Origin of the sequence: Mesorhizobium sp. M0815, from assembly GCF_040319995.1 — a bacterium.
Lineage (GTDB): Bacteria > Pseudomonadota > Alphaproteobacteria > Rhizobiales > Rhizobiaceae > Mesorhizobium.
Map to the genome: position 1 here is coordinate 110,765 of NZ_JAMYOU010000007.1, position 24,634 is coordinate 135,398.

General features: G+C 62.9%; 25 protein-coding genes. 13 read left to right on the forward strand and 12 right to left on the reverse strand.

Annotation, left to right across the window (positions count from 1 at the left end; all coding sequences use genetic code 11):
• Nucleotide 1 precedes the first annotated feature (1 nt).
• Entirely contained in the window at nt 2-625 is a 624-nt protein-coding gene (locus NKI01_RS10950) for a LysE family translocator (RefSeq protein ID WP_023718327.1), read from the reverse strand.
• A 188-nt stretch (nt 626-813) separates the two neighbouring features.
• Here NKI01_RS10950 and NKI01_RS10955 point away from each other — a divergent pair, with 188 nt between their 5' ends.
• From NKI01_RS10955 to NKI01_RS10995, 9 genes are all read left to right on the forward strand, one after another.
• The gene (locus NKI01_RS10955; RefSeq protein WP_352484715.1) at nt 814-1,578 is read left to right on the forward strand and encodes a L,D-transpeptidase; all 765 of its coding nucleotides are present in this window, start codon (nt 814-816) and stop codon (nt 1,576-1,578) included.
• A gap of 96 nt (nt 1,579-1,674) precedes the next feature.
• Nucleotides 1,675-2,841, forward strand: a complete 1,167-nt coding sequence (locus NKI01_RS10960) for a diphosphate--fructose-6-phosphate 1-phosphotransferase (RefSeq protein WP_352451606.1) — start codon at nt 1,675-1,677, stop codon at nt 2,839-2,841.
• 16 nt (nt 2,842-2,857) lie between these two features.
• Entirely contained in the window at nt 2,858-3,583 is a 726-nt protein-coding gene (locus tag NKI01_RS10965) for an MBL fold metallo-hydrolase (RefSeq protein ID WP_352910668.1), read from the forward strand.
• Between the two features lie 369 nt (nt 3,584-3,952).
• The gene (locus tag NKI01_RS10970) at nt 3,953-5,491 is read left to right on the forward strand and encodes a DegQ family serine endoprotease (protein ID WP_352963134.1); all 1,539 of its coding nucleotides are present in this window, start codon (nt 3,953-3,955) and stop codon (nt 5,489-5,491) included.
• A gap of 132 nt (nt 5,492-5,623) precedes the next feature.
• The gene (locus tag NKI01_RS10975; RefSeq protein ID WP_352817125.1) at nt 5,624-6,235 is read left to right on the forward strand and encodes a molybdopterin-dependent oxidoreductase; all 612 of its coding nucleotides are present in this window, start codon (nt 5,624-5,626) and stop codon (nt 6,233-6,235) included.
• A complete protein-coding gene (locus tag NKI01_RS10980) occupies nt 6,232-6,978 on the forward strand; it encodes an FAD-binding oxidoreductase (RefSeq protein ID WP_023718334.1) in 747 nt (248 codons plus the stop codon). Before NKI01_RS10975 ends, NKI01_RS10980 begins: the two co-directional genes overlap by 4 nt.
• A gap of 442 nt (nt 6,979-7,420) precedes the next feature.
• Nucleotides 7,421-7,624: a DUF680 domain-containing protein gene (locus NKI01_RS10985; RefSeq protein ID WP_352963194.1), complete on the forward strand. Its 204-nt coding sequence runs from the start codon at nt 7,421-7,423 to the stop codon at nt 7,622-7,624.
• A 71-nt stretch (nt 7,625-7,695) separates the two neighbouring features.
• Nucleotides 7,696-7,902 carry a DUF680 domain-containing protein gene (locus tag NKI01_RS10990; protein ID WP_023718336.1) on the forward strand — a complete coding sequence of 69 codons (207 nt, stop codon included), beginning with the start codon at nt 7,696-7,698 and terminating at the stop codon, nt 7,900-7,902.
• Between the two features lie 67 nt (nt 7,903-7,969).
• Complete coding sequence (locus NKI01_RS10995) at nt 7,970-8,209, forward strand: DUF680 domain-containing protein (RefSeq protein WP_352963136.1); 240 nt, start codon at nt 7,970-7,972, stop codon at nt 8,207-8,209.
• A 181-nt stretch (nt 8,210-8,390) separates the two neighbouring features.
• Here NKI01_RS10995 and NKI01_RS11000 read toward each other — a convergent pair whose 3' ends face one another.
• From NKI01_RS11000 to NKI01_RS11020, 5 genes are all read right to left on the reverse strand, one after another.
• Nucleotides 8,391-9,503, reverse strand: a complete 1,113-nt coding sequence (locus NKI01_RS11000; protein ID WP_352963138.1) for an ABC transporter ATP-binding protein — start codon at nt 9,501-9,503, stop codon at nt 8,391-8,393.
• Between the two features lie 25 nt (nt 9,504-9,528).
• Nucleotides 9,529-11,193 (reverse strand): beta-galactosidase BglA, encoded by a 1,665-nt coding sequence (bglA, locus tag NKI01_RS11005; RefSeq protein WP_352963140.1) that lies wholly within the window; start codon nt 11,191-11,193, stop codon nt 9,529-9,531.
• Nucleotides 11,194-11,197: 4 nt separating this feature from the next.
• Entirely contained in the window at nt 11,198-12,352 is a 1,155-nt protein-coding gene (locus tag NKI01_RS11010; protein ID WP_023718340.1) for a carbohydrate ABC transporter permease, read from the reverse strand.
• A 1-nt stretch (nt 12,353) separates the two neighbouring features.
• A complete protein-coding gene (locus NKI01_RS11015; protein ID WP_352963142.1) occupies nt 12,354-13,367 on the reverse strand; it encodes a carbohydrate ABC transporter permease in 1,014 nt (337 codons plus the stop codon).
• Between the two features lie 227 nt (nt 13,368-13,594).
• Entirely contained in the window at nt 13,595-14,950 is a 1,356-nt protein-coding gene (locus tag NKI01_RS11020) for an ABC transporter substrate-binding protein (protein WP_352963144.1), read from the reverse strand.
• Nucleotides 14,951-15,313: 363 nt separating this feature from the next.
• Between NKI01_RS11020 and NKI01_RS11025 the strand changes: the two genes are divergently transcribed.
• Complete coding sequence (locus NKI01_RS11025; protein ID WP_352495219.1) at nt 15,314-16,336, forward strand: substrate-binding domain-containing protein; 1,023 nt, start codon at nt 15,314-15,316, stop codon at nt 16,334-16,336.
• Nucleotides 16,337-16,408: 72 nt separating this feature from the next.
• On the opposite strand, the gene NKI01_RS11030 is transcribed toward NKI01_RS11025, so the two are convergent.
• The gene (locus tag NKI01_RS11030; protein ID WP_352963146.1) at nt 16,409-17,317 is read right to left on the reverse strand and encodes a LysR family transcriptional regulator; all 909 of its coding nucleotides are present in this window, start codon (nt 17,315-17,317) and stop codon (nt 16,409-16,411) included.
• Between the two features lie 81 nt (nt 17,318-17,398).
• Between NKI01_RS11030 and NKI01_RS11035 the strand changes: the two genes are divergently transcribed.
• A complete protein-coding gene (locus NKI01_RS11035) occupies nt 17,399-17,893 on the forward strand; it encodes a DUF8737 domain-containing protein (protein WP_352484362.1) in 495 nt (164 codons plus the stop codon).
• A 303-nt stretch (nt 17,894-18,196) separates the two neighbouring features.
• Here NKI01_RS11035 and NKI01_RS11040 read toward each other — a convergent pair whose 3' ends face one another.
• The 4 genes from NKI01_RS11040 to NKI01_RS11055 all read right to left on the reverse strand — a co-directional run bounded on the left by NKI01_RS11040 (nt 18,197) and on the right by NKI01_RS11055 (nt 21,494).
• The gene (locus NKI01_RS11040) at nt 18,197-18,634 is read right to left on the reverse strand and encodes a YybH family protein (protein ID WP_352963148.1); all 438 of its coding nucleotides are present in this window, start codon (nt 18,632-18,634) and stop codon (nt 18,197-18,199) included.
• Between the two features lie 184 nt (nt 18,635-18,818).
• On the reverse strand, nt 18,819-20,276 hold the full coding sequence (locus tag NKI01_RS11045) for a S8 family serine peptidase (protein WP_352963150.1): 1,458 nt from the start codon (nt 20,274-20,276) through the stop codon (nt 18,819-18,821).
• Nucleotides 20,266-20,934 carry an anti-sigma factor gene (locus NKI01_RS11050; protein ID WP_352963152.1) on the reverse strand — a complete coding sequence of 223 codons (669 nt, stop codon included), beginning with the start codon at nt 20,932-20,934 and terminating at the stop codon, nt 20,266-20,268. Before NKI01_RS11050 ends, NKI01_RS11045 begins: the two co-directional genes overlap by 11 nt.
• A complete protein-coding gene (locus NKI01_RS11055) occupies nt 20,931-21,494 on the reverse strand; it encodes a sigma-70 family RNA polymerase sigma factor (protein WP_352963154.1) in 564 nt (187 codons plus the stop codon). The genes NKI01_RS11050 and NKI01_RS11055 overlap by 4 nt, the downstream gene beginning before the upstream one ends.
• A 192-nt stretch (nt 21,495-21,686) precedes the next feature.
• Here NKI01_RS11055 and NKI01_RS11060 point away from each other — a divergent pair, with 192 nt between their 5' ends.
• Both NKI01_RS11060 and NKI01_RS11065 read left to right on the forward strand, forming a co-directional pair.
• The gene (locus NKI01_RS11060; RefSeq protein ID WP_031193706.1) at nt 21,687-22,103 is read left to right on the forward strand and encodes an NUDIX hydrolase; all 417 of its coding nucleotides are present in this window, start codon (nt 21,687-21,689) and stop codon (nt 22,101-22,103) included.
• 602 nt (nt 22,104-22,705) lie between these two features.
• Entirely contained in the window at nt 22,706-23,710 is a 1,005-nt protein-coding gene (locus tag NKI01_RS11065) for a zinc-dependent alcohol dehydrogenase family protein (RefSeq protein ID WP_352547952.1), read from the forward strand.
• A gap of 81 nt (nt 23,711-23,791) precedes the next feature.
• Here NKI01_RS11065 and NKI01_RS11070 read toward each other — a convergent pair whose 3' ends face one another.
• Entirely contained in the window at nt 23,792-24,631 is an 840-nt protein-coding gene (locus tag NKI01_RS11070; protein WP_023718089.1) for an alkaline phosphatase family protein, read from the reverse strand.
• Between the last annotated feature and the right edge of the window lie 3 nt (nt 24,632-24,634).

Sequence of the window (24,634 nt, forward strand, 5' to 3'; positions counted from 1 at the left end):
CTCAGTTGCCCGAGCGCATCGCCACCGTGGCGATGCCGGCGCCGACCAGCAGCGTGCCGCCGGTGCGGTTGAAGATGCGGATCGCCTTGGGATTGCGCACGACGTTGCGCGCCCTTGCCGCAATCAGCGCATAACCGAAGGCATTGGCGAAGGCGAGCGCCAGGAAGGTCGTCTCGAAGATCAGCATCTGTGTCCAGAAATCCGCATGCCGGTCGAGGAACTGCGGCAGGAAGGCGACGAAAAAGGTGATGCTTTTCGGATTGAGCGCGGTAACCAGCCAGGCATGTGCCGTCATCTTGGCCGATGACACCGCATCGGTGCGCGGTTCGGCCCGCAGCGCGCCGCCGGCGCGAAACAGCTTTATGCCGAGATAGATCAGATAGCCGGCGCCGATCACCTTCAGCACGGTGAATACGGTCGCCGACGCCGCCAGCAGCGCGCCGATGCCCAGCATCGACAGTGTCATTGCGGTGAAGTCGCCGAGCGCCACGCCGACTGCCATCGGCAGCGCGGTGCGCCAGCCCTGGCCGAGCGCATAGGACACCACCAGCAGGATGGTCGGGCCCGGAATGACCAGAAGGACTGCCGAGGCGGCGGCAAATGCGGCCCAGTTTTCGAAGGACATTTTCTTCTCCTTGAGCTCAAAGAAGAGGATAAATCCTTGGCCTCGCGAAGATGTAAAGAGGCAAAAACCGAAAAAGCCCCTCGTTAACGGCAGATGGCTGGCCTTCACGCTTTTTCAACCATGATTGGTGAAAATGCCTGCTATCCGGCCGGACCGTGTTTCCCGCCGATAGCGTAGGGTTTGGGTAAATGCGTGAGTTGCCGCACGGTCTGTCGCTGCCGCATAATGGCGACGCAATCGAAACCGAAATACAGCTTTCCCGCCGCACGGTGCTGTCCGGCGCCGGTGCGCTGGCGCTGCTCGGCGTCGCCGGCTGCAGCCAGACGCTGGATCTGCCGTCGCTCCAGCTCGACGACGTCACCACCGGCTCGATCCGGCCCGTGCGTCCGAGCATCAGCGTCGACAAGAACATCACCAGCCCCGACGTGATGTACGCTTCGCTCACCGACGGTGGCTTCAATGTACCGGAGGTGCCCTACCTCAAGGTCAAGCCGGAGTTCCGCCGCCAGATTGTCGTCGATCCGACCGGCGAGCAACCCGGCACGATCGTCGTTCACTCGCAGGAGCGGCTGCTCTATCTGGTGCAGCCCGGCGGCGAAGCGATCCGTTACGGCGTCGGCATCGGCAAGGACGGATTCCGCTGGTCGGGCCGCGCCAACATCCAGTACGGCAAGGAATGGCCGGTCTGGACCCCACCGCCCGAGATGATCGCCCGCAAGCCGGAGCTGGTGAAATGGCAGAGCGGACAGCCGGGCGGCCTCGACAATCCGCTCGGCGCGCGTGCCCTCTACATCTATCAGAACGGCAGCGATACCGGCTATCGCATCCACGGCTCGCCCGAATGGCGGAGCATCGGCCAGGCGATGTCGTCGGGCTGCGTGCGCCTGATCAACCAGGACATCATCGATCTCTACAGCCGCGTCTCCAAGAAGAATCCGGTCGTCGTCGTCTGACCGGCGGCTTCGCTTTCAGCGATCACTCTGCCGTTGCGCGATGCCGCAAGACAGGCGAATGTGCCTGCGATTTTCATCGCCCGGGAGACGTGACCAATGGCCGGAACTTTTGTCATCGCGCAAGGCGGCGGCCCAACCGCCGTCATCAACCAGACGGTGGTCGGCGCCGCGCTCGAAATCCGCAAGCGGCATCCCGGCGCCAAGGTGCTGGGATCCATCCACGGCGTGCGCGGCATTCGTGACGGCAATTACGTCGATCTTTCCGCCATCCCCGAGGACCGTTTGCGGCTGATCGCGGCGACGCCGAGCGCCGCGCTTGGTTCGACGCGCGACAAGCCGGATGCCGCCTATTGCGACCTCATCCTCAACGGCTTGAAGAAAGCCGGCGCCGACGCCTTCATCTACATCGGCGGCAACGACACGTCGGGCACGCAGCAGATCCTGACCGACGCCGCCGGCGGCAAGATCGCCTTCGTCCATGCGCCGAAAACCATCGACAACGATCTCGAGGAGAACGACCACACGCCCGGCTTCATGTCGGCGGCCGAGTTCGTCGCCGGGGCGTTTCTTTCGGTCGATCTCGATTTCCGCGCTCTGCCGGGCATCTATGTCGGCATCGTCATGGGGCGGCATGCCGGTTTCCTGACGGCCGCGTCCGCGGCATGGCAGCTCGACCAGGACAGCGGCCCGCATCTCGTCTACGTGCCGGAGCGGCCGTTCTCGGCGGCCGGCTTCATCGACGACGTGCGCGCCACGCTCGACCGCCACAAGCGCTGCATCGTTGCCGTCTCCGAAGGCGTCAGCACCGCCGACGGCAAGGCGCTGGTCGAAAGCCTGGTGCCGCCGGAAAGGCTGGAGCGCGACCAGCACGGCAACGTCAAGCTGTCGGGCAGCGACCTGCCGGCAGCCTTGGAGCGCGCGCTGGCCGAGGGATTGCCGGGCAAGCGGGCGCGCGTCGATGCGCTCGGCTACATGCCGCGCGGCTATGTCGGCGCCATCAGCGCGGTGGACGCGCAGGAGGCCTTCGACGCCGGCGCCTTCGCGGTCACGGTCGCCGACGAGGGCGGCGGTTCGGTGGCGCTGCAATATGACGGCAAGAAAACCGTGCTGAAGAAGGTGCCGCTGAAGAACGTCGCCGGCAAGACGCGCCATATGCCGGATGATTTCATGCTGCCCGATGTCAACCGGCTGTCCGATGCGGGGATGGCCTATCTGAAGCGGCTGGTCCCGCAAAAATACAAGGTCGGCAAGCCGTTCGTCTGATGCCGGCCTTGATCTGATGGACAACTGGTTCAGCAAAACCATCGTCGACGCAGAGACGACCATGCTGACCGAGCCCTTCGTGCATGAATTCGTGCGCGCCAATATCTGGCATTTGCGCGGCCGCGACGTCGACCTGCTGGTCGACACCGGCATGGGGATCTGCCCGCTGGCGCCGCAGATCGACACGCCGGCCGGCAAGCCGCTGCTCGCCGTCGCCACGCATATCCATCTCGATCATGTCGGCTCGCTGCACGAGTTTCCGTTGCGGGCAGGGCCGCGCCACAGCGCCGCGCAGTTCGGCAGCATGGATGAAGCAGTGACCTACGCCTACATGTTCCATGATCTGGAAGGGGCTGTCTCCAGGCTGCCGGCGGAGGGCTGGAAAGCCGCCGATTACAGGATTCCGCCGGCGCCGCTGACTAGGACCCTGGACGAGGGCGATAGGGTCGACCTCGGCGACCGCCAATTCCGCGTCCTGCATCTGCCCGGCCACTCTCCTGATTCGATCGCGCTGTTCGACGAGGCCGACGGCCTGTTCTTCGCCGGCGACGCCATCTACGACGCCACGCTGATCGACGACCTGCCGGATTCGGATCGTGCCGCCTATCGCCGCACGATGCAGCGGCTGCTTGAGCTGCCGATCCGCATCGGCCATGGCGGTCATGGACCGAGCTTCGACGGCAGGCGGATGCGCGAGATCGCCTCGGCGTATCTCAGGCGAACGGACGGGACAGCGGCATAGGAAGCCTCGGCAGGGGCGGTGAGGGGCGGCACAAACCTGAGGCGATTTGTCTTGGGTAGCTATTTTGTTCTTGCTTTGTGCCGGCAGCTATGCTACTAATTTGGGTATGGTGCTGATTTGCCCCAACGACCCGCCCCTCGAGGCGGGTTTTTTATTTTCGGCTTTCGGCGCCAACGCGCAAGGCGGTTGCCAGCCGGAAATTAAATCTTCGTAATATTATCTGGAAACCATGATCGGCGCCCTAGATGCGGGGCTGTCGATCCGGTCGGCCGCCGTGCCAGGCGAGACAGGCAAGGCCGACACGCCGATAGAGCGCTCCGGTGACGGAACGCTGCGGCGCCCGATCAATCTCTCGCCCGGACAACGGCCATGTCACCAATCCAGACCCTTCGCAGACATCGCGTCGCCGCTTTGCTGGGCGCCGCGCTGATCGTCAGCCCCTTCGCCCTGCCTCTCGCTCCCAGGCTGAATGATGTCCTGGCGGCAACAGTGACGCCACCTGTCACCGGCATGACCGCTCCCAGCGGTTCGTTCGCTCCGGTCGTGGCGGCCGACAAACCGGCAGTGGTGACCATCACGACGGTCATGAAAGCCCAACAGCCGGACACCACGAGCGATGGCTCTCCCTTTGGCGGAACCTCGCCTTTCGACGATTATTTCCGCCATTTCTTCGATGGCCAGGGACAGCCCGCCCCCAAGACGCCGCCGGAACAGGCGCCGCGCACCGAGGCCCTCGGCTCAGGCTTCATCGTCGGCGCCAACGGCACCATCGTCACCAACAATCACGTCGTCGACGGCGCCCAGTCGATCAAGGTGACGCTCGACGACGGCACCGAGCTTCCCGCCAAATTGATCGGCCATGACGCCAAGAACGATCTTGCCGTGCTCGAGGTCAAAGCCGGCAAGCCCTTGCCGACCGTCAAATGGGGCGATTCCGACAAGCTCATGCCGGGCGATCAGGTGCTCGCCTTCGGCAATCCTTTCGGCCTTGGCACCACCGTCACGGCCGGCATCGTCTCGGCGCGCGGCCGCGACCTGCACAGCGGGCCGTTTGACGACTTCATCCAGATCGACGCACCGATCAACCGGGGCAATTCCGGCGGCCCGCTGACGGATGTGAACGGCAATGTCGTCGGGATCAACACGGCGATCTTTTCGCCGAATGGCGGCAGCGTCGGCGTCGGCTTCGCCATCCCCTCGGACCAGGCGCAAAAGGTCGTCGCCAAGCTGATGAAGGGCGGCTCCATCCAGTACGGCTATCTCGGCGTCCAGATCCAGCCGGTGACGCCTGATATGGCGAGCGCCATCGGCCTCGATCACCCCGCCGGCGTGCTGGTCGCGCAGGTCAGCGACGGATCGCCGGCCGCCAAGGCCGGCATCGAGACAGGCGATGTCATTACCAGCTTCGCCGGCCAGGACATAAAGGATCCAAGGGACCTGTCACGCGCCGTCGCCGACATTGCGCCCGGCACGAGGGAAGCGCTCAATGTCTGGCGCAAGGGGAAGGGCCTGCAGATCTCCGTCGAGATCGGGCGCAACGAAGACGATATGGCGACGGGATCGGTGGCCGGCGATCAGGGTCAGCCGTCGACGGAGCAGGGCCTTCGCGCACCGACGCTCGGTCTCGGCCTGATGGACGTCACCCCGGATGTGCGCCAGGCAATGAACATGACAGGCAACCAGCACGGCGCACTGGTCGAGCGCGTCGACCCGAACAAGGCGGCATCGGCTTCCGGCATTCAGCCCGGCGACATCATCGTCGCCGTCGACCAGCATCCGGTGAGGAGCGCCAGGCAGGCTAACCAGGCGATTTCTCAGGCTGCCAAATCCGGCAAGAAATCGGTGCTGCTGCTTGTCGAGCGCGGCGACGCCCAGATGTTTGTCGCCGTGCCCTTTGCCAGTGGCTGAGGCACGCGCCGCGCTGCCAAAATCGACGTAGAGCACTGCCGCCAGGCCGAGCCAAGATTTCGGTTGCCCGCGGGCGCGTCTTCGAGAAAACTGACAAGGGTCGATTGGACCTTGCGCAAACGGATATTCTCGATGGTTACCCGAGGCTTCTCTTCCGGACGAAAGCCCCCGACGGATACGAATGCACGTATCCCGCCGGGGCAGTATCTCGAGCAAGGTTTCCCGGTCCTGTCGGCCGGCCCGACGCCGCATGTGCGCACCGAGGATTGGTCGTTCACGCTTAAGCACGGGCCGCGGCCGATCAAGAAGTGGAACTGGGCCGAGTTCAATGCGCTGTCCTTGACCAAGATGACGCGCGACATCCATTGCGTGACCGCATGGACCAAGTTCGACACGGCGTGGCAGGGCGTGCTGGTCGACGACATCCTTGCCGACGCCGGCATCGAGCCGCCCACCGCCTTCACGCTGGCGCTGGGTTTCGACGGCTATTCCACCAACGTGCCGACGAAGGATCTCACCGGCGGCAAGGCGATGGTGGCACTGCTTTACGAGGGCAAGCCGATCACCCCCGATCATGGCGGGCCGGCGCGGCTGCTCGTTCCACATCTCTATTTCTGGAAATCGGCCAAATGGCTGAACGGGCTGCAGTTCACCGAGCGTGACGAGCCGGGTTTCTGGGAGTTGCGAGGCTATCATATCTATGGCGACCCGTGGCGCGAGCAGCGCTACACGAACGATCCATGAGCGACGCACCGGCGGCGCAGTCGCCCTGGCAGACAGTCACCATCACCCGCATCCAAAAGCGCACGCCGCGCGTCACCAGCTTTTTCCTGCAGCCATCGCGGCCCTTCGCTTACCGTGCCGGACAGCATGTCGACGTCAGGCTGACGGCGCCTGACGGTTATCAGGCGCGCCGCTCCTATTCCATCGCCTCGGCGCCGGAGACCGGCGAGACCATCGAACTGGCGATTGAAAAACTCGAGGACGGCGAGGTCTCGCCGTTCTTTCACGAGATTGCGGCGGTGGGCGACGACGTCGAATTGCGCGGGCCGCTCGGCGGCCATTTCGTCTGGTCCGACAGCGATGGCGGACCGCTCCTGCTCGTCGGCGGCGGGTCGGGCGTAGTGCCGCTGATGTCGATGGTCCGTCACCGGGCGATGCGGGGGTCGCTGGTCGCCGCCGCCTTGGTATTTTCCGCGCGGGTCTGGGACGAGGTGATCTTTCGCGACGAGTTGATCGACCTCGCCGAGCGCCGGGATGGCTTCGACCTGGTGCTGACGCTGACGCGCGAGCCGGCCCGCCGTCCGGCGGATTATGCGCGGCGGATCGACGCCGCGATGATGGTGCAAGCCATGACGAGGCTGCCCGCGCCGCCGAAGCTGGCCTTCGTCTGCGGCTCGAACGCATTCGTGACGGCCGCCGCCGAGGCACTGATCGATGCCGGCGTCCCGGCGGCACTCATCCGCACCGAACGCTACGGGGTCTGATCCGGTTCTGCTTGCTCCGTTGCAGTCTTCGCTGCCCGGCATAAACGGGCCGAAAACAGGTAGAACGGCAAGGTCGCGTTTGGCTGAAATGGTTAACGATTCGACAAACAACCGCTGCTGCTACTTTTATCGGTTTAAAAAATCGAACCGAACGGTTCGTTTCTGTTGACAATGCGTGCAGGACGCTGTGAACGCTGCCTCTCCAAGCCACCTTGCAGCCAGACCGATGCTATGGGCTATCTACTTGATATTTAGCAATAAAATTGTGGCGGAGGGAATCTCTGGCACAATTTCAAGGTGTAGATTCTTGGTCCACACCAAACAACTTCGTGATTGGAAACTGGCCATTGCCTTTCCCACATCGGGGCTGTCCGAACGACGCGAATTCCTCCCAAGACACGCCGCTCGCCGGACGGAAAAACTGAGATACTGGAGTACTAAAATGAAAAAGATCGCTCTTGCCGCCGTCGCCGTTTTGGCCATCACCGGCAGCGCCTTCGCTGGCAGCGACAACTTTGGTTCCAAGGGTTCGAACCAGCCTGCCGCTTCGGTCGACAGCTCGTACACGGCTTCCATTCAGAAGCCGGCTCATGCTGACGAGCAGCCTGTCCAGGGCGCCGACCGTAACCTCTTCGGCAACAACTAACAGCCGATCCCAGCATCAGGGCGGCGGGCATTATCCGCCGCCCGGGACCCGAGAAATTCAGGAGTATTAAAATGAAAAAGATCGTTCTTGCTGCCGCCGCCGTTCTGGCCATCACCGGCAGCGCTTTCGCCGCTAGCGACAATTATGGTTCCAACGGTGCCAACCAGCCTGCGCCTTCCGTCGATAGCTCGTACACGGCTTCCGTCAAGACGTCGGACCATGCTGAAAAGCAGCCGGTCGTCCAGGGCGCCGACCGCAACCTCTTCGGCAACAACTAATAGCCGATCCCAGCATCAAAGCGGCGGGTGAGCCCGCCGCTTGATTCGAAAATCCAGGAGTACCCAAATGAAAAAGATTGTTCTTACTGCCTTCGCTCTCTTGATTGCCGCCGGCAGCGCCTATGCCCGCAACGACAATGTTGGCGGGACCGACATCAACAAGCAGTCGACCGTCAACGTCGACAAGACGCAGACGTTTTCGGTACGTGACAGCAATTCGCCGATCTACAAACTGCTGAATTCGTCTGGCGATGTGCCCAAGTCCGCGCCTCAGGGCGCCGACCGCAACCTCTTCGGTAACAACTAGAGCAATTCCAGGAAAAGTGTGAAACGGTTTTCCGTCCGGAATTGCGTCAAAACAAAGAGATAGAGCGGTTCGGCGTTTCCACGAAACGATGAACCGCTCTAACAGCCGAACTGGAATTCCAAACAAGAGCGGCGGGCCATGCCCGCCGCTCTTGTCTTTGCATGGCGGAAAAGCGCCTGCTTCAAGCCGCCTTTGCTTCTGCTTCATGGAGCGCGAAAGAGCGCCCGTCGGCGTCGAAAATATGCAGGTCGCCTGCGTCCGCCGTCAGCCGCAGCGTCGCTCCGCGCTTGACCTCGACATTGCCCGGCAGCTTGGTCACCAGCGGCAGGTCGGCGCGGCCGATGTCGACATAGACGAGTTGGACCTCGCCGAGCTGCTCGACATAATCGACCGTCCCTTCGAACAAATAGTCGGCGCCGGTGGCAATCATCAGATCCTCCGGCCGCACGCCGAAGCTCACCGCAGCGCCTTTCACCGAGGCGGGTGTTGTGATCGGCACCGTTGCCTTGCGGCCGCCGACATGGCTGACGACGGTGGGGTCGCCGGTCCTGTCGATCGTTGCCGGCAGGATGTTCATCGCCGGCGAGCCGATGAACTGGGCGACGAACAGATTGCCGGGCCGCTTGTAGAGCTCCATCGGCGTGCCGACCTGTTCGATATGGCCTTCCTTCAGAACCACGATGCGGTCGGCCAGCGTCATCGCCTCGACCTGGTCGTGGGTGACGTAGATCATCGTTGTGGCCGGCATCGATTCCTTGAGCTTGGCGATCTCGATGCGGGTAGCGACGCGCAGCGCCGCGTCGAGGTTGGACAGCGGCTCGTCGAACAGGAAGACCTTGGGATTGCGCACGATGGCGCGGCCGATAGCGACGCGCTGGCGCTGGCCGCCCGACATCGCCTTGGGCAGACGGTCGAGATATTTGGTCAGCTGCAGGATCTCGGCCGCCTGGCGCACCCGCTTGTCGATCTCGGCCTTGCTTTCCTTGCCGATCTTCATCGAGAACGCCATGTTGTCGTAGACGGTCATGTGCGGATAGAGCGCATAGGACTGGAACACCATGGCGATGCCGCGCTTCGACGGCGGCACGTCGTTGACGATTTCGCCGTCTATCTTGAGCTCGCCTGAGGTGATCTCCTCCAGCCCGGCGATGCAGCGCAGCAAGGTCGACTTGCCGCAACCAGACGGACCGACGAAGACGATGAATTCGCCCGACTTTATGTCGAGGTCGACGCCGTGCAGAATGTTGAGATTGCCGTATGATTTCTTCACTTGCCTTAGCGTGACATCGGCCATGGTACCCTCCAGTTCTTCCTTGAATTCAGTCGATACGCCCGAACCAGGCGCCGTAGCCGCCGAGGCGGATAGTGCCGGCGCCAGTCTGTCCCGAAAACCCGTGTCCCGGCAAGGGCTGCAGTGAGCGGCCGCCGAGATCGACCTCGGCCGGCTTTGCTCCGAGATTGAAGGCGCAGACGATCTGCTCGTTGCCTTCGCGGCGCGTGAAGGCGACGGTGTCGCCCTCGCTTTCGATGAACTCGATATCGCCCTTGGCCAGCGCCGGATGGGCGCGGCGGAAAGCCAGGAAGCGCCGATAGTGCTCGAGCAGCGAGCCGCCGTCGCCCTGCTGCACATTGACCGCTTGCGCAAGATGCTTGCTGGGCACCGGCAGCCAGGGCTTTGCCGTCGAGAAGCCGCCATTGCGGGCAGCGCCGTCCCAAACCATCGGCGTGCGGCAGCCATCGCGGCCCTTGAATTCCGGCCAGAAGCGGATGCCGTATGGGTCCTGCAGATCCTCGAAGCTGAGCTCGGCCTCGCTAAGCCCGAGCTCCTCGCCCTGATAGATGCAGACCGAGCCGCGCAACGACATCAGCAGCGCCGAGATGACCTTGAGGTAGGCGGTCGGGTCGGGCTCGCCGGCAGCCCAGCGCGAGGCAGGGCGCATCACGTCATGGTTGGAGAAGGCCCAGCACGACCAACCGTCGCTGGCCACCTTGCCGAAGGTTTCCAGCACCGAGCGGACCTTTGCCGCGCTGATCTTCTCCGGCGCCAGGAAGTCGAAGGAGTAGCACATATGCACGCGTTTGCCGCCTGCCGTATAGGCCGCCACCACTTCCAGCCCACGCTGCGAATCGCCGACTTCGCCAACCGCGGCCGTCGCCGGATATTCGTCGAGCAAGGCGCGGAAGCGTTCGAGGAAGCCGAGGTTTTCAGGCCGGCTCTTGTCGTAGAGATGGTCCTGGTAGTTGTAGGGGTTGACGGCCGGCGCCGTCTGGTCGTTGCGCTGCTCGGGCGGCAGCGGCGGATTGTCTTCCAGGCCTTGGCTGTGGAAGTAGAAATTGATGGTATCGAGGCGAAAGCCATCGACGCCGCGCTCCAGCCAGAAGCGGGTGACATCGAGCAGCGCGTCCTGGACCGCGCGGCTGTGGAAGTTGAGGTCGGGCTGCTCGGCCAGGAAATTATGCAGGTAATATTGCTGGCGGCTGGTGTCCCACTGCCAGGCCGAGCCGCCGAAGATCGACAGCCAGTTGTTGGGCGGCGTGCCGTCCGGCTTGGCATCCGCCCAGACATACCAGTCGGCTTTTGGATTGCTGCGGCTCGAACGGCTTTCCTTGAACCATGGATGGATGTCGGCGGTGTGCGAGAGCACCTCGTCGATCATCACCTTGAGGCCAAGCCGGTGCGCCTCTGCGGTCAGCGCGTCGAAGTCGGCCAGCGTGCCGAACATCGGATCGACGTCGCAATAATCCGACACGTCGTAGCCGAAATCCTTCATCGGCGATTTGAAAAATGGCGAGATCCAGATGGCGTCGGCACCAAGCGAGGCGATGTACGGCAGCCGGCCGATGATGCCCCTGAGGTCGCCGATGCCGTCGCCGTTCGAATCCTGATAGCTGCGCGGATAGATCTGGTAGATCACGGCACCTCGCCACCAGTCGCGATCGATCGCGAGATCGGGCTTCGGGGTCGCCTTCAAAGCGGATTGCATGATTTCAACCTCCTTTCACCGAGCCGGCAAGCAGCCCGCGGACGAAATAGCGCTGCAGCGAGAAGAACACGATCAGCGGCACGATGATGGTGACGAAGGCCGATGTCGTCAGGATCTCCCAGTCGCCGCCGCGCGAACCGAGCAACGCATTGAGCTTGGCGGTCAGCACGATCTGGTCGCCCTCGGTACCGAGGAAAACCATCGCCACCAGCAGATCGTTCCACACCCAGAGAAACTGGAAGATGGCGAACGAGGCCAGCACCGGGAACGACAATGGCAGGACGATCTTGACGAAGATCTCGAAATCGCTGGCGCCGTCGATCCGCGCCGATTCCATGATCTCGCGTGGCAGGCCGGCAATATAACTCCTCAACAGATAGATGGCGAAGGGCAGGCCGAAGCCGGTATGCGCCAGCCAGATGCCGAGATAGGTTTTCGACGGCACGCCGAAGAAACTGCCGACGCCGTTGTAGAGCTTCAACAGCGGGATCAGTGACATCTGCAGCGGCACGACCAGGAGGCCGATGATGACGGCGATGAGCAGCGCCCGGCCGGGAAAGCGCATCCACGCCAAAGCGTAGGCGGCGAACGCGGCGATCAGGATCGGGATCACGGTCGCCGGAATAGTGACTGTCAGCGAGTTCATGAAGGAGCGGCCGATGCCTTCCGAAAACAGCACCGTGTCGTAATTGTCGGTGGTGAATTTCGGCGGCGCCGACGAGGCGTAATAGACGCGCTGGCCGCGTTCGCTTTCGAAAGCCTTCGGCGAGGTCATGACGAAACTGCCGTCGGCATTGAGCTGCAGGGTCACGCCGTCCCCGAGATCGGCTGTCGTGCCGGCGGGATATTGCGTCGGCGCTGCCGACTTGACGCCGAAGGCGCTGATGTTGCGGGCAGGACCGTCGCCGAAGATATTGCCTTGCAGGACGAACTTGCCGTCCTTCTCGACCTGCGCCGAAGCGGGCGGCAGCCGTCCGGCTTCCGTCTGGCTGGAACTGGTGAACGAGTTCCACCAGCCCGAAGCGATGATCTGGTCCTTGTCGCGCAGCGACGAGACCAGGATGCCGAGCGTCGGGATCGTCCAGATCGCAACGAAGATGAAGACGGCGATATGGACGCCGAAACGGCTGACAAAGGACTTTCCGGTCGCCACGGCCATCTCAATGTCCCTCCGTCTCTTTGTTCGCCTGGCGGATGTTCCAGACCATGATCGGAATGACCGCGATCATGATGATGATGGCGATGGTGGCGCCGCGGCCGAAATCGCCGCCGCCGCGGAACATCCAGTCGAACATCAGATTGGCCAGCACCTGGCTGTTCCACTGGCCGTTGGTCATGGTCAGCACGATGTCGAAAACCTTCAGCACCAGGATGGTGATGGTGGTCCAGACTACGGCGATGGTGCCCCAGATCTGCGGCACCATGATCTTCCAGAAGATCTGGAAAGGATTGGCGCCGTCGATGACGGCGGCTTCCAGCGTCTCTTCCGGAATGCCGCGCAAGGCCGACGACAGGATGACCATGGCAAAGCCGGTCTGGATCCAGATCAGGATGACCATCAGGAAGAAGTTGTTCCAGAACGGCAGCGATATCCAGACCTGCGGCTGGCCGCCGAAATACTGGATGATGGCGTTGAGCAGACCGATCTGCGTCTGGCCGTCGCCGCGATACTCGTAGATGAATTTCCAGATGACGCTGGCGCCGACGAAGGAGATGGCCAGCGGCAGGAAGATCAGGCTCTTGGCGATGGTGCCCCACCAGATCTTGTCGGTGAGCACGGCGATGATCAGCCCGAGGAAGGTGCAGGCGGCCGGCACCACTGCCAGCCAGATGATGTTGTTGAGGATCGAGTTGCGGAACTCGCGGTCGCCGAACGCCCAGTGATAGTTGGCCAAGCCGACGAAATGGCCGCCGCCGCGATCGAGGAACGACAGCCTCAGCGTCTCCACCACCGGGTAGATCAGGTAGATGGTGAGGATGATCATCGCCGGCCCGACGAACAGCCACGGCCGGATCACCCCCTGCCGCCGCAGATTGTTAATCGCCGCCTTGCCGGCAACGCCGCGTGCCGGAAAGATCGTATCGAGTGCCTTGTTGGCGCCCCAGAAATAGGCGACGCAGCCGCCCACGCCGATGATGATGACGAATATCGCCGAAAAAATCTGAGCCGCCATGGGTCCCTCCCCCTGCGCACGGATCCGCCAGTCGAGAATGGCTTTGGCGGCGGGATCATGCGCCGATTCAGTTGTCTGGAGCGCGACCAGCCGAAAAGCAGGTCACTGGGCGCGCATCATGCCGGAATGCGTTGTGCTCACGACAATCGACGCGACGCCAAGCACCGGATAAGGTCCGGGCCGTTTGAGGCCCGGACCGCATCACATTGGGAACGCAAGCCGGCCGCTTACTTGATCGCGTCCCAGCTTTTCTGGATATCGGTGGCGACGTCCTGGGCGGACTTGCCGCCGACCAGGTCGATCATGCCGGTCCAGAAGGCGCCGGCGCCGATCTTGCCCGGCATCAGGTCGGACCCATCGAAGCGGAAGGTCGAGGCGTTGGCCAGGATTTCGCCCTGCTTCTTCAGCGCGTCGCTGGCATAGGCGTCCTTGTTGACCGACTTGAACGGCGTCACGAAGCCACCCTGCGCCATCCAGATCTCATGAGCGAGCGGCAGCTTCAGGAATTCGATGAACGCGCGGGCACTCTTGCTATCCTTGGTGATCATGGCGAGCGTGCCGGCGCCCAGCACCGGAGTGCCGAGATCGGGCTTGGAGGCGTAGGGCGGGTAATAGAAGAAGTCGGCATCCTCGCCGATCTTGGTGCCTTGCGGGAAGAAGGTCGGGATGAATGATGCCTGGTGGTGCAGATAGCATTTTGGCGGCACCGAGAAGAGGCCCTTCGGGCTGTCGCGGAAATCGGTCGCCGCAACCGCCTTTGCACCGCCCTCGACCATTTTGTCGTCGGTCGCGATCTTGCCGAAAATGTCGATGGCGTTGACCACGGCCGGATCGTTGAACCGAATTTCGTTCTTCACCCATTTGTCGTAGGTCTCGGGCGTCTGGGTGCGCAGCATGATGTCTTCGACCCAGTCGGTCGCAGGCCAGCCGGTGGCGCCGCCCGAACCAAGCCCGATGCACCATGGCGTGCCGCCGTCGGCGATGATCTTCTTTTCGAGCTCGGCAAGCTCTTCCTGCGTCTTCGGCACCTTGTAGCCGGCTTCCTCGAAATTATCCGGCGAGTACCAGACTAGCGATTTCACGTCGGCCTTGTAGGGGAACGCGAAGAAACCGGGCTTGCCGTCCTTGTCCTTGAAGGTGCCGAGGTCGACCCAGGATTGGCCGGCGCCGTAATTGTCCTTGACCCAGGTGGCGGTGTCGTCGCCGAGCGGCGTCAAAAGCCCCTTCGATGCCAGATCCTGGATCAGACCCGGCTGCGGCAGCACGGCGATGTTGGGCGGGCTGCCGGCCTGCGTGTCGATGACGATCTGCTGCTCGTAATTCTCCGACGAGGAGTACTTGATCTCGGCGCCGGTGGCTTCGGAGAAATAATCGAGAACGGTGCGGACAAGCCCTTCGTCCTCGCCGCGCCACGGTCCGAAGATCGTCAGCGTCTCGCCCTTGAGGTCGACCTTCTTGAGCTCCTCGTAGTTGGCCCAGTTGAAACGGGGATCTTCGCCCGGCTTGAACTTCAGTTCGGCTTGCGCCGGCATGGCCAGGGCGAGCGTGGCAAACGCAGCGCCCAGCAGAAGCATTTTCTTCATCGGTATTCCCTCCCAGTGGTGACAAACACCGAACGAAACCTCCATTCCGTCCGCCGGCGCTGCAGGACTGTGACTCAGTCGGAAAGGAACTGCAACCTTTCGTAGAGTCTTCCAAAGCGCTTTGGTGATTTTGATCACGCCACTGAATTGATCCGGAGTCAAGAGAAAGCCACGCTAATCGATTTAATTTCTGCGGCCGAGTGCCAGCGAAAGTGCGCTGCAGCACAGTTTTCTGGCGGTGCAGCAGCAAATTCGGCTTCAAACCGGTCCGAACCGTGCGTATGGTCATTGCGCTCGGCAAGGCGGTTCGTAGCGGCCAGCTCGATTCAGATTAAAAGCGCTTTGAGGTTTTGGAGGCCTCCGGTGAACCTCAAGCAGCTCTCCCACATGCTGGCGCTTTCGCAGACCACGGTCAGCCGCGCATTGAACGGCTACCCGGAAGTCAACGAGGAAACGCGCCGGCGGGTGGTCGATGCCGCCAAGCGTCACGGCTATCGCCCCAATCCGAGCGCGCGCCGGCTGGCGACCGGCAAGACCGGCATGATCGGCTATGTGCTGCCGACGGGGACGACCGTCGACATCGACCCGCATTTCGTCGAGTTCCTGTCCGGCCTCGGCGACTATGCGCGTTCGCACGAGCTCGACCTGGTGCTGTCACCGGCCGATGCCGACGACCAGGAGACGACCTACCGCCGTATTGTCGCCAACCGGCAGGTCGACGCGGTCTATATCTCGTCGCCGAGGCCGGCCGACCGCCGGGTGGCGCTGGTCAATACGCTCGGCATTCCTTTCATCGTCCATGGCCGCAGCGAAGGCTTCGATTTCGACTATCCCTTCACCGACATCGACAATGAGGGCGCCTTCCACGAGGCGGCGCGGCTTCTCGTCCAGCTCGGTCACAGGCGTCTGGCGCTGATCAATGGCGACGATCGCGAGACCTTCGCCATCCACCGCGAGCGCGGCGTTCGGCGCGCGCTAGCGGCAAGCGGCCTGGTGCTTGGTGATCAGCATGTCTGTTCCCTCACCATGACCGAGGAGAATGGCTACCGCGCTGCCCGGCGCTTGCTGGAACAAAGCGACGCGCCGACGGCGATCGCCTGCTCCAGCCTGATCATGGCGCTCGGCGTGGTGCGCGCGGTGCGCGATCTCGGCCTGACCATTCCGGGCGACCTGTCGCTGATCGCCCATGACGACGTCTTTCCCTGGCTGAAGCCGGAGAATTTTTCGGTGCCGCTGTCGACGACGCGTTCGTCGATCCGCCTGGCCGGCGCGCGCATCGCCGAACGGCTGGCGGCGCGGATTTCCGGCCTGGAGGAGGGGGCTCGCGGCGAGGTCTGGCCGGTCGACCTGGTGGTCAGGGGATCGGTCGCCGGCGCACCGGCCTAGAGGCAATCACTCTGAACGGCCGAGGTCGACTCTTGGCGGCTGTTGGCCAGCACCAGCGAGTGCGTCCTGGTGTCAGGCCGCAGATTTGAGGTGATCGATGAAGGCGCGCAGCTTCGGCAGGACTTGGCGCTTGCCTGGATAATAGAGGAAGACACCCGGCGTCGTCGTGGCGATGCTGTCCAGCACCGACTTGAGTTTTCCTTCTTCTATCAGACCTTCGGCGAGTGGTCGTGGTGTCTGCGCCAGCCCAACGCCCCGCGTCGCAGCCCCGACCAATGTCGAATAGTCGTGCGCGATCAGCGGGCCTGAGACGATCGCTTCGATCGCGCCATTGCCGTCGACGAAGGACCAGGGCGCGATCGCGCCATTCGAGCGGCGCAAGCGTAAGCAGGCGTGGTGGCGCAAGTCCTCGACACGCTCGGGACGGCCGTGGCGCTCGAGATAATCAGGGCTGCCGACGACCACGAACGAGAACGGCGGAGTCAGCCGCACCGCGACCATGTCGGCGGCGATGAGCTGGCCGAGGCGGATGCCGGCATCGAACCCGCCGGTCGCCAGATCAACCATCTGGTCGCTCACGGCGATCTCCAGTTCGATCTCAGGATAGGCTTGGCAGAACGACGCGAGCACCGGCTCCAACATCAATGGCACGATGGCGCGGGGCACAGACAGACGCAGCAGACCGGTCGGCCGTTGGCCGATATCGCGGGCAGCCTCGCCGGCCGCGACGAGCTCTTCGAATGCAGGGCCGGCACGGTCGAGGAACCGCTGGCCAGGTTCGGTTAAACCGACGCTCCGCGTCGTGCGGACGAACAGCGCCGTACCCAGGCGAGCTTCCAGCGCGCGCACCGCTTGGCTCACAGCGGACGGCGTCACGCCGAGATCGGCGGCAGCACGGCGGAAGTTGCGGCGCCTGGCGACGGCCAGGAACGCCTCGACGCCCTCCAGCGCACCATGTCGGACTGTGTAGTTCTGCTTCATAGGTTGTTGTGATTACACCGGATAGTCGAATTGCGGTAGCGGGCTTAAAGCCGCGTGAATCAACTGTTGAGAGAAGGCCAAATGTCCACGGAAATAGTGTTCCAAACCCATCTTGTTCTCGGCTATGTCGCGTGGCTGCTTTGCTTCGGCGCATACGGTTTGCCGTGGCTCAGGTCGATGGACCGGGTCGCAGCGCAACGTGCTATCGCTACGCTGCACAGCTTCCGCTTCTTCGGGCTCGTCTTCATCGTTCCGGGCGTCGTAAGCCCCAATCTGCCCGCCGATTTCGCCGTGTTTGCCGCCTACGGCGATTTCGCGACTGGCGTGCTGGCCATGCTGGCGCTGCTCACGGTGAGGATACGCCCGCTCTTCTGGCCGTTGGTCGTCGCCTTCAACGTCGTCGGGACGGTCGACCTCATCGTCGACTATTACCACGCCATTCAGATCGGGCTTCCTGCACGCGCGGGGGAACTGGGCGCCACCTACGCGATCCCGATCATCTACGTACCGCTGCTGATGATCACGCACATCGCCGCGTTCTATTTTCTGGCGCGTCCTCGGCAAAACGCGACTTGAGCCGTCGTAGTCGATCCGCCTGGCCGGCGCGCGCATTGCCGAACGGCTGGCGTCGCGGATCTCCGGCCGGAGCAGGCCGCGCGCGGCGAGGTCTGGCCGTTCGACCAGTGGTCAGGGCATCCAGGGCCGGCGCGCCGATGTAAAGGTCAAAACTCGATCGCTCCCGGCAACCGAGTTCGACCCAGAGCGGCCGTCGACCCTGCGAGCCCGATGACGCGGGCCAACCCTTAGCAGAGAACGGACTGAAGAATAGCCGCGCTGCAGCAGCAAAGGAGATCGATCGCTTCCCCAATACCACAACCGCTATCGGCGGAGTACCGAATCGGCCGGCTGAGCCGTCGTTATCGAATCGGCATGACGATGCACAATCTTCCACAGACCATCTTCTGGGCGAAAGACGCTCGTCGCGCGTAACGCAACAGGCGTGACATCGCTCCGACCGCCAACCTTGGACCTGAGCCGCTCCACTTCGACGATGTATGCCAGCTCAGACGTCACACACTTCGCTATGTTCTCGAAGCCGGTAGCGTCGCCGTCCCTGTAGTTCGATGCCGCTTGCTCCATCGTCTCAACGACCTGCTTCCATCCATGCGCGAAAGGGCCAAAGGGATTGCCCAGTGTTACATCGTCTCGTTGGGAAAAGAGCTTCTTCGCTGGCGCGGGGTTTCCTTTCATGAACTCATCCAGAGCCAGGTGGTATTCTTCAACTGCTTGATCGAAGCCACTGGCGTCGAGGGACACGTCATCCTCCCTGTCGTTTTTATTTCTGATCCGGATTGGCGACCACAGGTCCACATTCTGTGTGCCCGCAGCGGTGAAGCATTTTCCCTACTGCGGCGTAGTGCAGGTTGGCTTGGTCATTATAGCACGGCGTGAGACAAGTTTCGTGACAGCGTTATGAGACGGCTCGGTTCAAACACGAGACTTAGTCCTTGGCCGCCTCGGCCGCCTTGGTGTCCAGCAGGCCAAAGCCGAAATCATTGTCGCGTCCCTTGGGGCCGAGATCCTTTGCCGTGGCGGCAAGTGCTTTCTCGACCCAATCGGCGGAGCGGTCTGGCGCGGCATGCAACAGGTTGGCGACGGCACCGGTCACGATCGCTGCTGCAAAGGACGTCCCGGTCACCACATCCGAGCCGGCGCCGCTTGGCGCCACCATCTCGACGCCCGGGGCGGAGATGAAGACATAGGCGCCGCGATTGGCCTGCGGCATCAGCCCGTCCTTGGCATCGGTGGCCGTCACCGCGATCACGCCGTCGAAGGCGGCCGGATAACCATAGGGCGCCTTCGGCCCGTTATTGCCGGCGGCGGCGACCAGCACGATGCCGAGCGCGCGCGCATTGCGGCAGGCGATGCCGAGCAGGTCGTTCTTCGGGCCGACGAAGCTCATATTGATGATGCGGACATCCTGCTCCGCCGCCCAGTCGAGCGCCGAAAGGATGACGTCCATGGTCGACTTGCCGCCCTCGAAGGCGCGGGCGTGATAGATCCTGGCGCCCGGCGCCATGCCTTTGAACGCGCCGGTGCCGGCGATCAGTCCATCGACCGAAGTACCGTGGTCGCGCGCCTTGATCGGCACGTCGGGCATGGCATCGAACTGCTCGGCGATGACACCGGAGAGCGCGGGATTGCTGTCGTCGATGCCGGTGTCGATGACGCCGACGCGGACATTCTCGCCGCTGGCTTCCTTGGCGTCGAGCGCGATGCGCTCGAACGCATAATTGACGATGCTGGCCGCCTGCTGCAGCGAATAGACGTGGTTGGCCTCACGCCGCAAAGTGCGGCCGTCGGCGGCAAGCTGCGCCAGCACGACGCCGACTGGGCGGCCATCGGGAATGCCGAAGCGCACCAGCGTGTTGCCGAGCAGCCGCGACTGCCGCTCCGAGCGTATTTCGAGGCCGAACGAGGCGGCGATCTGCTGGACCGCGCCGGCATCGCCATTGACCGTGACCAGCACCTCGTCGGGCACGAAATCGCCGATCACGGCGCGCGGCGGCTCGGTTGCGACAAGATCGGTGGGCGCTACGACCGGACCGCCCGGCGCGGCCGCCGGTATTGCCGGCAGACCCGAAGGCGGAGCGGTCGGCGGGGCCGCAGTATTGCCGGGAGGTATCGGCGCCTCGGTGACTACGGCAGGATTGGGGAACAAGTCGACGATCAGCGCGGGAAGAAACACGGCACTCACCGTTGAAGCCTTAGCCGGCGTTTTGCCGCCGCTATCCTTCCCGTCGTCGCCGTCCTTGGCGCAGTCGGTGCCGGCGGCACTTGCCCGGTTCAGGCAGTCGATCTCCGCCTGGGTGAGGTTCGGGTCGTTGGTCTGCGCCATCGCGGACGTGGCGAAGATTGTCATCGCCGCCGTCAATCGAATGACCGCCTTAGCCGCCATCAGCCGGTTTCCTTCCCTCCAGGGCAGCTTCGGTGAAAGGCTGGGCGGCAATAAGGCCAAGCAGCTTCTGATAGTCGGCGGCGGTCTTGGCCGGAACGCCGAGGCGGAAGACACCGTCGGCGGTCGGCCCGCCGGCGATCTTCAACTGGTTCTGGTCGAGAAAAGCGACGATATCGGACAGCTTCGCATCCGGTTTGAACTTCACCAGTGCAAACGGCATTTTGGCCAGATCGTCTGCCGATCCGGCAATCTCGAAGTCGCCACCTCTGCTGCGGGTCTGGACAAAGGATTGCGCGACGACCAGGGCCAGCAGCACCGCGGCCGCGGCCCAGGCGACGCCGGCCGGCACCGCCATGAAGCGGCTCCAGGCCTGCGCCAGCCAGGGTGACGCCGCCGGCGCGCGGGCCGGGCCGGCCTCGGCGTCGAGCGCCTTGGCAAAGCGGCTGAGCGCATCGGCCGGCGGGCGGATTGCCTCGTTTGCGGCAGCAGTGCCTGAGAATTCGGCCTCGGCCTCGCCAAGCGCGGCCATCGCCACCGGATCGCTCTCCAGCCATTCCTCGATGGCTTCCAACTCGGCGCCTTCCAGCGAGCCGTTCAGATAAAACGGCAGCAGCATTTCCATTTCGTCGCGGCGTGACATTTTTTCAGCGGCGCTCATGGCCACCCCCTGTCGTAACCGGCGGCCCTGAGAGCTTCGCCGAGTTTCTTGCGGGCGTAGAACATCCTGGTCTTGACCGTGGCGACCGGAATACCGAGCACCTCGCCGGTCTCGCTCACCGATTGCCCGTGATAATAGGCAAGGTCGATCACCGTGCGATGCTCTTCCGGCATGGCATCGATGAAGCGTCGCAAGGCAGCGGCCTTGTCTTCCTTCATCGTCACGACTTCCGGCGTGTCGGCACCGTCGGCGACCTGGGCCGCGTCATCGTCGTCGATCCAGTCTTCCTTCTTCTTGCGCAGCAGGGACAGCGCCTTGAAGCGGGCAATGCCGAGCAGCCATGTCGAGACCTCCGAGTGCCCCTCGAAGGCCGGCGCCTGCCGCCAGAGTTCGAGGAACACCTCGTTCGCGATATCGTCGGCCATCAGTTCCGATCCCGTCTGGCGTGCCACGAAGCGGTAGACTCGCGCGTGGTGGCGCATGAACAGGAGCCGCACGGCGGCACGGTCGCCCTTCGCGACCCGCTCGACGAGCGCGCGATCGGTCTCCGCGGCCGTCATCGCCGGTCGAGCCGCCTGGCTCCTGCCTGCTCTGTCGCTGATCGGCCCAAAAAGGTTCACCGCCTCCGCCGGATATTTGCGGAGGCTAGCCGAAGAGCGGAGAGGTTGCCAGAGGTGCGCTTTCTCCTTCTCCCTGCGGGGGAGGGAAGACGCCGCCTTTGCAAACATCGCTGCAGCGAATACGCTCCGCAAATGATCAGGAATCCCACAGTTACGGTCGGTGCATTGCTGGTGAACCACGACCGGAAGGTCTTGATGGGTCTTCGCGCTGCCTGGAAGAGCGCGTGGCCTGGGCATTGGGACACGATCGGCGGCCGCGTTGAAGCCGGAGAGACGCTGGAAGAGGCACTCGTTCGCGAGATTCAGGAAGAAATTGGAGTGACGCCAACAGATTTCGGTTGGATGCGGTGCATTGGAGAGCGCCATCCCGAGCTCTATGGGAAGGCGTTGCACCACGTTTTCAAGGTCATCGGCTGGGAAGGCGGGGATCCAAGCAACATTTGCGAGGAACACACCGAGATCCGGTGGTTTGATGTCGAGGAACTTCAGCGCCTCCCCAATCTGGTGGATTGCGATTATCGCCGGCTCGCAAAGCTCGCCGCGACGTGACCTCCCGAAAGTACCCGTTCTCGCACGTGATCCGCGCACCGATCCTCGGCATTTCCCGTGACGCGAGGGAATCCCTAGGTGCTCAATTTCCCGCGCTTGCCATCCGCCGTCCCTTGATTCGCCTTCTCCAGCCCGCCGATCTCCACTTCGGGCATCTGTCGCTGATCGGCCCAAAAAGGGTTCACCGCCTCCGCCGGATATTTGCGGAGGCTAACCGAAGAGCGGAGAGGTTGCCAGAGTGTACCGTTCTCCCCCTTTTTAGCGATACTGTCTCGGCCGTCAGGCTCGCAATGACGGCGGCCACAAGGCGGCTCATAACCATCGGGTAAGGTGCAGTCGTTCAGCCTCGGGCGAGGCGTAATTGGACGCCATCGCCGTGCAGGGATTCCCGACAGTTTTGTAACTCAACAGTCCGCTGCCGGGCGACTAAGGTCCCGATCGCAAATGGCAATCCAGCCTGAAGAAACGAAATGTTATGACCAACAACAGCTTTGCGGCCGCGATTCTCGTGGATCAGTCGCCCATGGCGGTGTTCGCCGCGGTCAAGCGTCCACGCGAGTGGTGGGGCGCATGAAGCCTTGCGCGGTCGGAAGGAGCTTTCCATGAGATTGATTAGGCTGAAAGCGCCGGGAGGCTTGGAAAATCTCAAGCTGGTCGAGGAAGATTGCCCAGAACCAGGGCCGGGTGAGTTGCTTGTCAGGATACGAGCGTGTTCGTTGAATTTCCACGACAGTATGGTGGCGCTGGGAAAGAAACCGTGCGCCGATGGCCGTATCCCGCTGTCCGATGGCGCCGGAGAGGTGGTTGCGGTCTCAGACGATGTCCAAGAATTCAAGGTCGGAGATGCCGTCGTCAGCACCTATTGGCCCCATTGGCTGGCAGGCGAACCGACGCCAGCCAATAAGAAGGGCGAATTGGGAGATGATGTTGACGGCTATGCCCGCGAGTATGTGTGCATGCCCTGGCATGCCTTCACAAGGGCACCGGCAGACTTCACGCATGTGGAGGCGGCAACGCTTACTTGTGCCGGCGTCACCGCCTGGAAAGCCCTGATGGTGTGCGGCCAGGTGAAGCCTGGTGATACGGTGCTGGTCCTTGGCACGGGAAGTGTATCGCTGTTCGCGCTGCAATTCGCAAAAATTGCAGGCGCTCGGGTTATTGCCACCTCCTCATCGGAGGAGAAGCTGGAAAAGTTAAAGCGATTTGGAGCCGACATTGTCGTCAATTACAAGGCGGTGCCGGATTGGGGCCAGAAGGCAAGGGTATTGACGGACGGACGCGGCGTCGATCATGTGATCGAGGTTGGCGGGCCCGGCACATTGGCGCAGTCGATAACAGCTTGCAGGATGGGCGGCCACATCGCACTGATCGGTGTCTTGACTGGTTTTGCCGGGCAAGTTTCGATCCCGGCCCTGTTTTCCAATCAGATCAGGATCAGCGGAATCTCGATTGGCAGCAGGGCAGACCAGAACGACATGATCCGTGCCATAGAGGCCAACCGTTTGAAGCCTGCGATCGACCGCGGTTTTCCCCTGCAGGAGATCGCCAATGCCTTCAAGCACTACGAGTCCCAAAAGCATTTTGGCAAGGTCTGTCTCGAACTTTGACTCCTGTATCTGGCCTCCATTTGGCGTCGCGCATTTCGACCGGCTTTATGTTCTCCGCAAGCAAAGCAGGCCAGGCACCAATCAGTCGAGAAATGGCTTTGCCTTCATCGTCGCCGGCACCGGCACGCCGAGGCGCGCAAGCACCGTTGGCGCGAGCTGCAGCTGATCGAGCAGCGTCTTGGCTTCCGGACCCTCGCCGGATCCGAAGTAGTAAAGTGCGAAATCCTGCATCTCCTCGTCGTGGCCGCCATGATGGCCGCGATCGGTCTGGCCATGATCGGCGGTGACGATCACCTCGTAGCCGGCCTCCCGCCAGCGCGGCAGGAAGCCGGCGAGCATGGCGTCCATTGCATAGACGGCATGATCCATCTCATGGCAGTCATGGCCGAAGCGGTGGCCCATCGAGTCCAGCGTGCAGCTGTGCAGGATGCCGTAGTCGATGCCGTAGCGCCTGGTCAGCATGGTCAAGGTAGCGAACAGGTCGACGTCGCTCGGCGTCATCTGGTTCCTGGCATTATAGCCGGTCATGGTGTGGAACCGGCCGTGGCCGATCGGCCCGCCCGGCTCGTCGAACTCCATGTCCTCGACCAGGTCGAACGGATAGGCCCGGAAGAATTCGGACCAGTAGGAATGGGTGACCGCACCCGTCTTGCCGCCGGCCCTGCTGACTTCGGAAAAAATATCAGGCTGTTCGACGCGAAACCGGTTCTCGTTCGACAGGATACCGTGCACTTGGGGCGGCACGCCGGTGTGGATCGAGGCGTAGCAGGATGCCGAGGTCGACGGCAGGACGGAGCGCATTTTCCATACGCGGGCTTCGCCTGATTGCACCCAGCCTTCGAGATTGCCCATCAGCCGCCGCCAGTTCCGGTAAGGCACGCCGTCGAGGATGATGACCAAAAGTTTTGTCTTGAGCGCCACGGG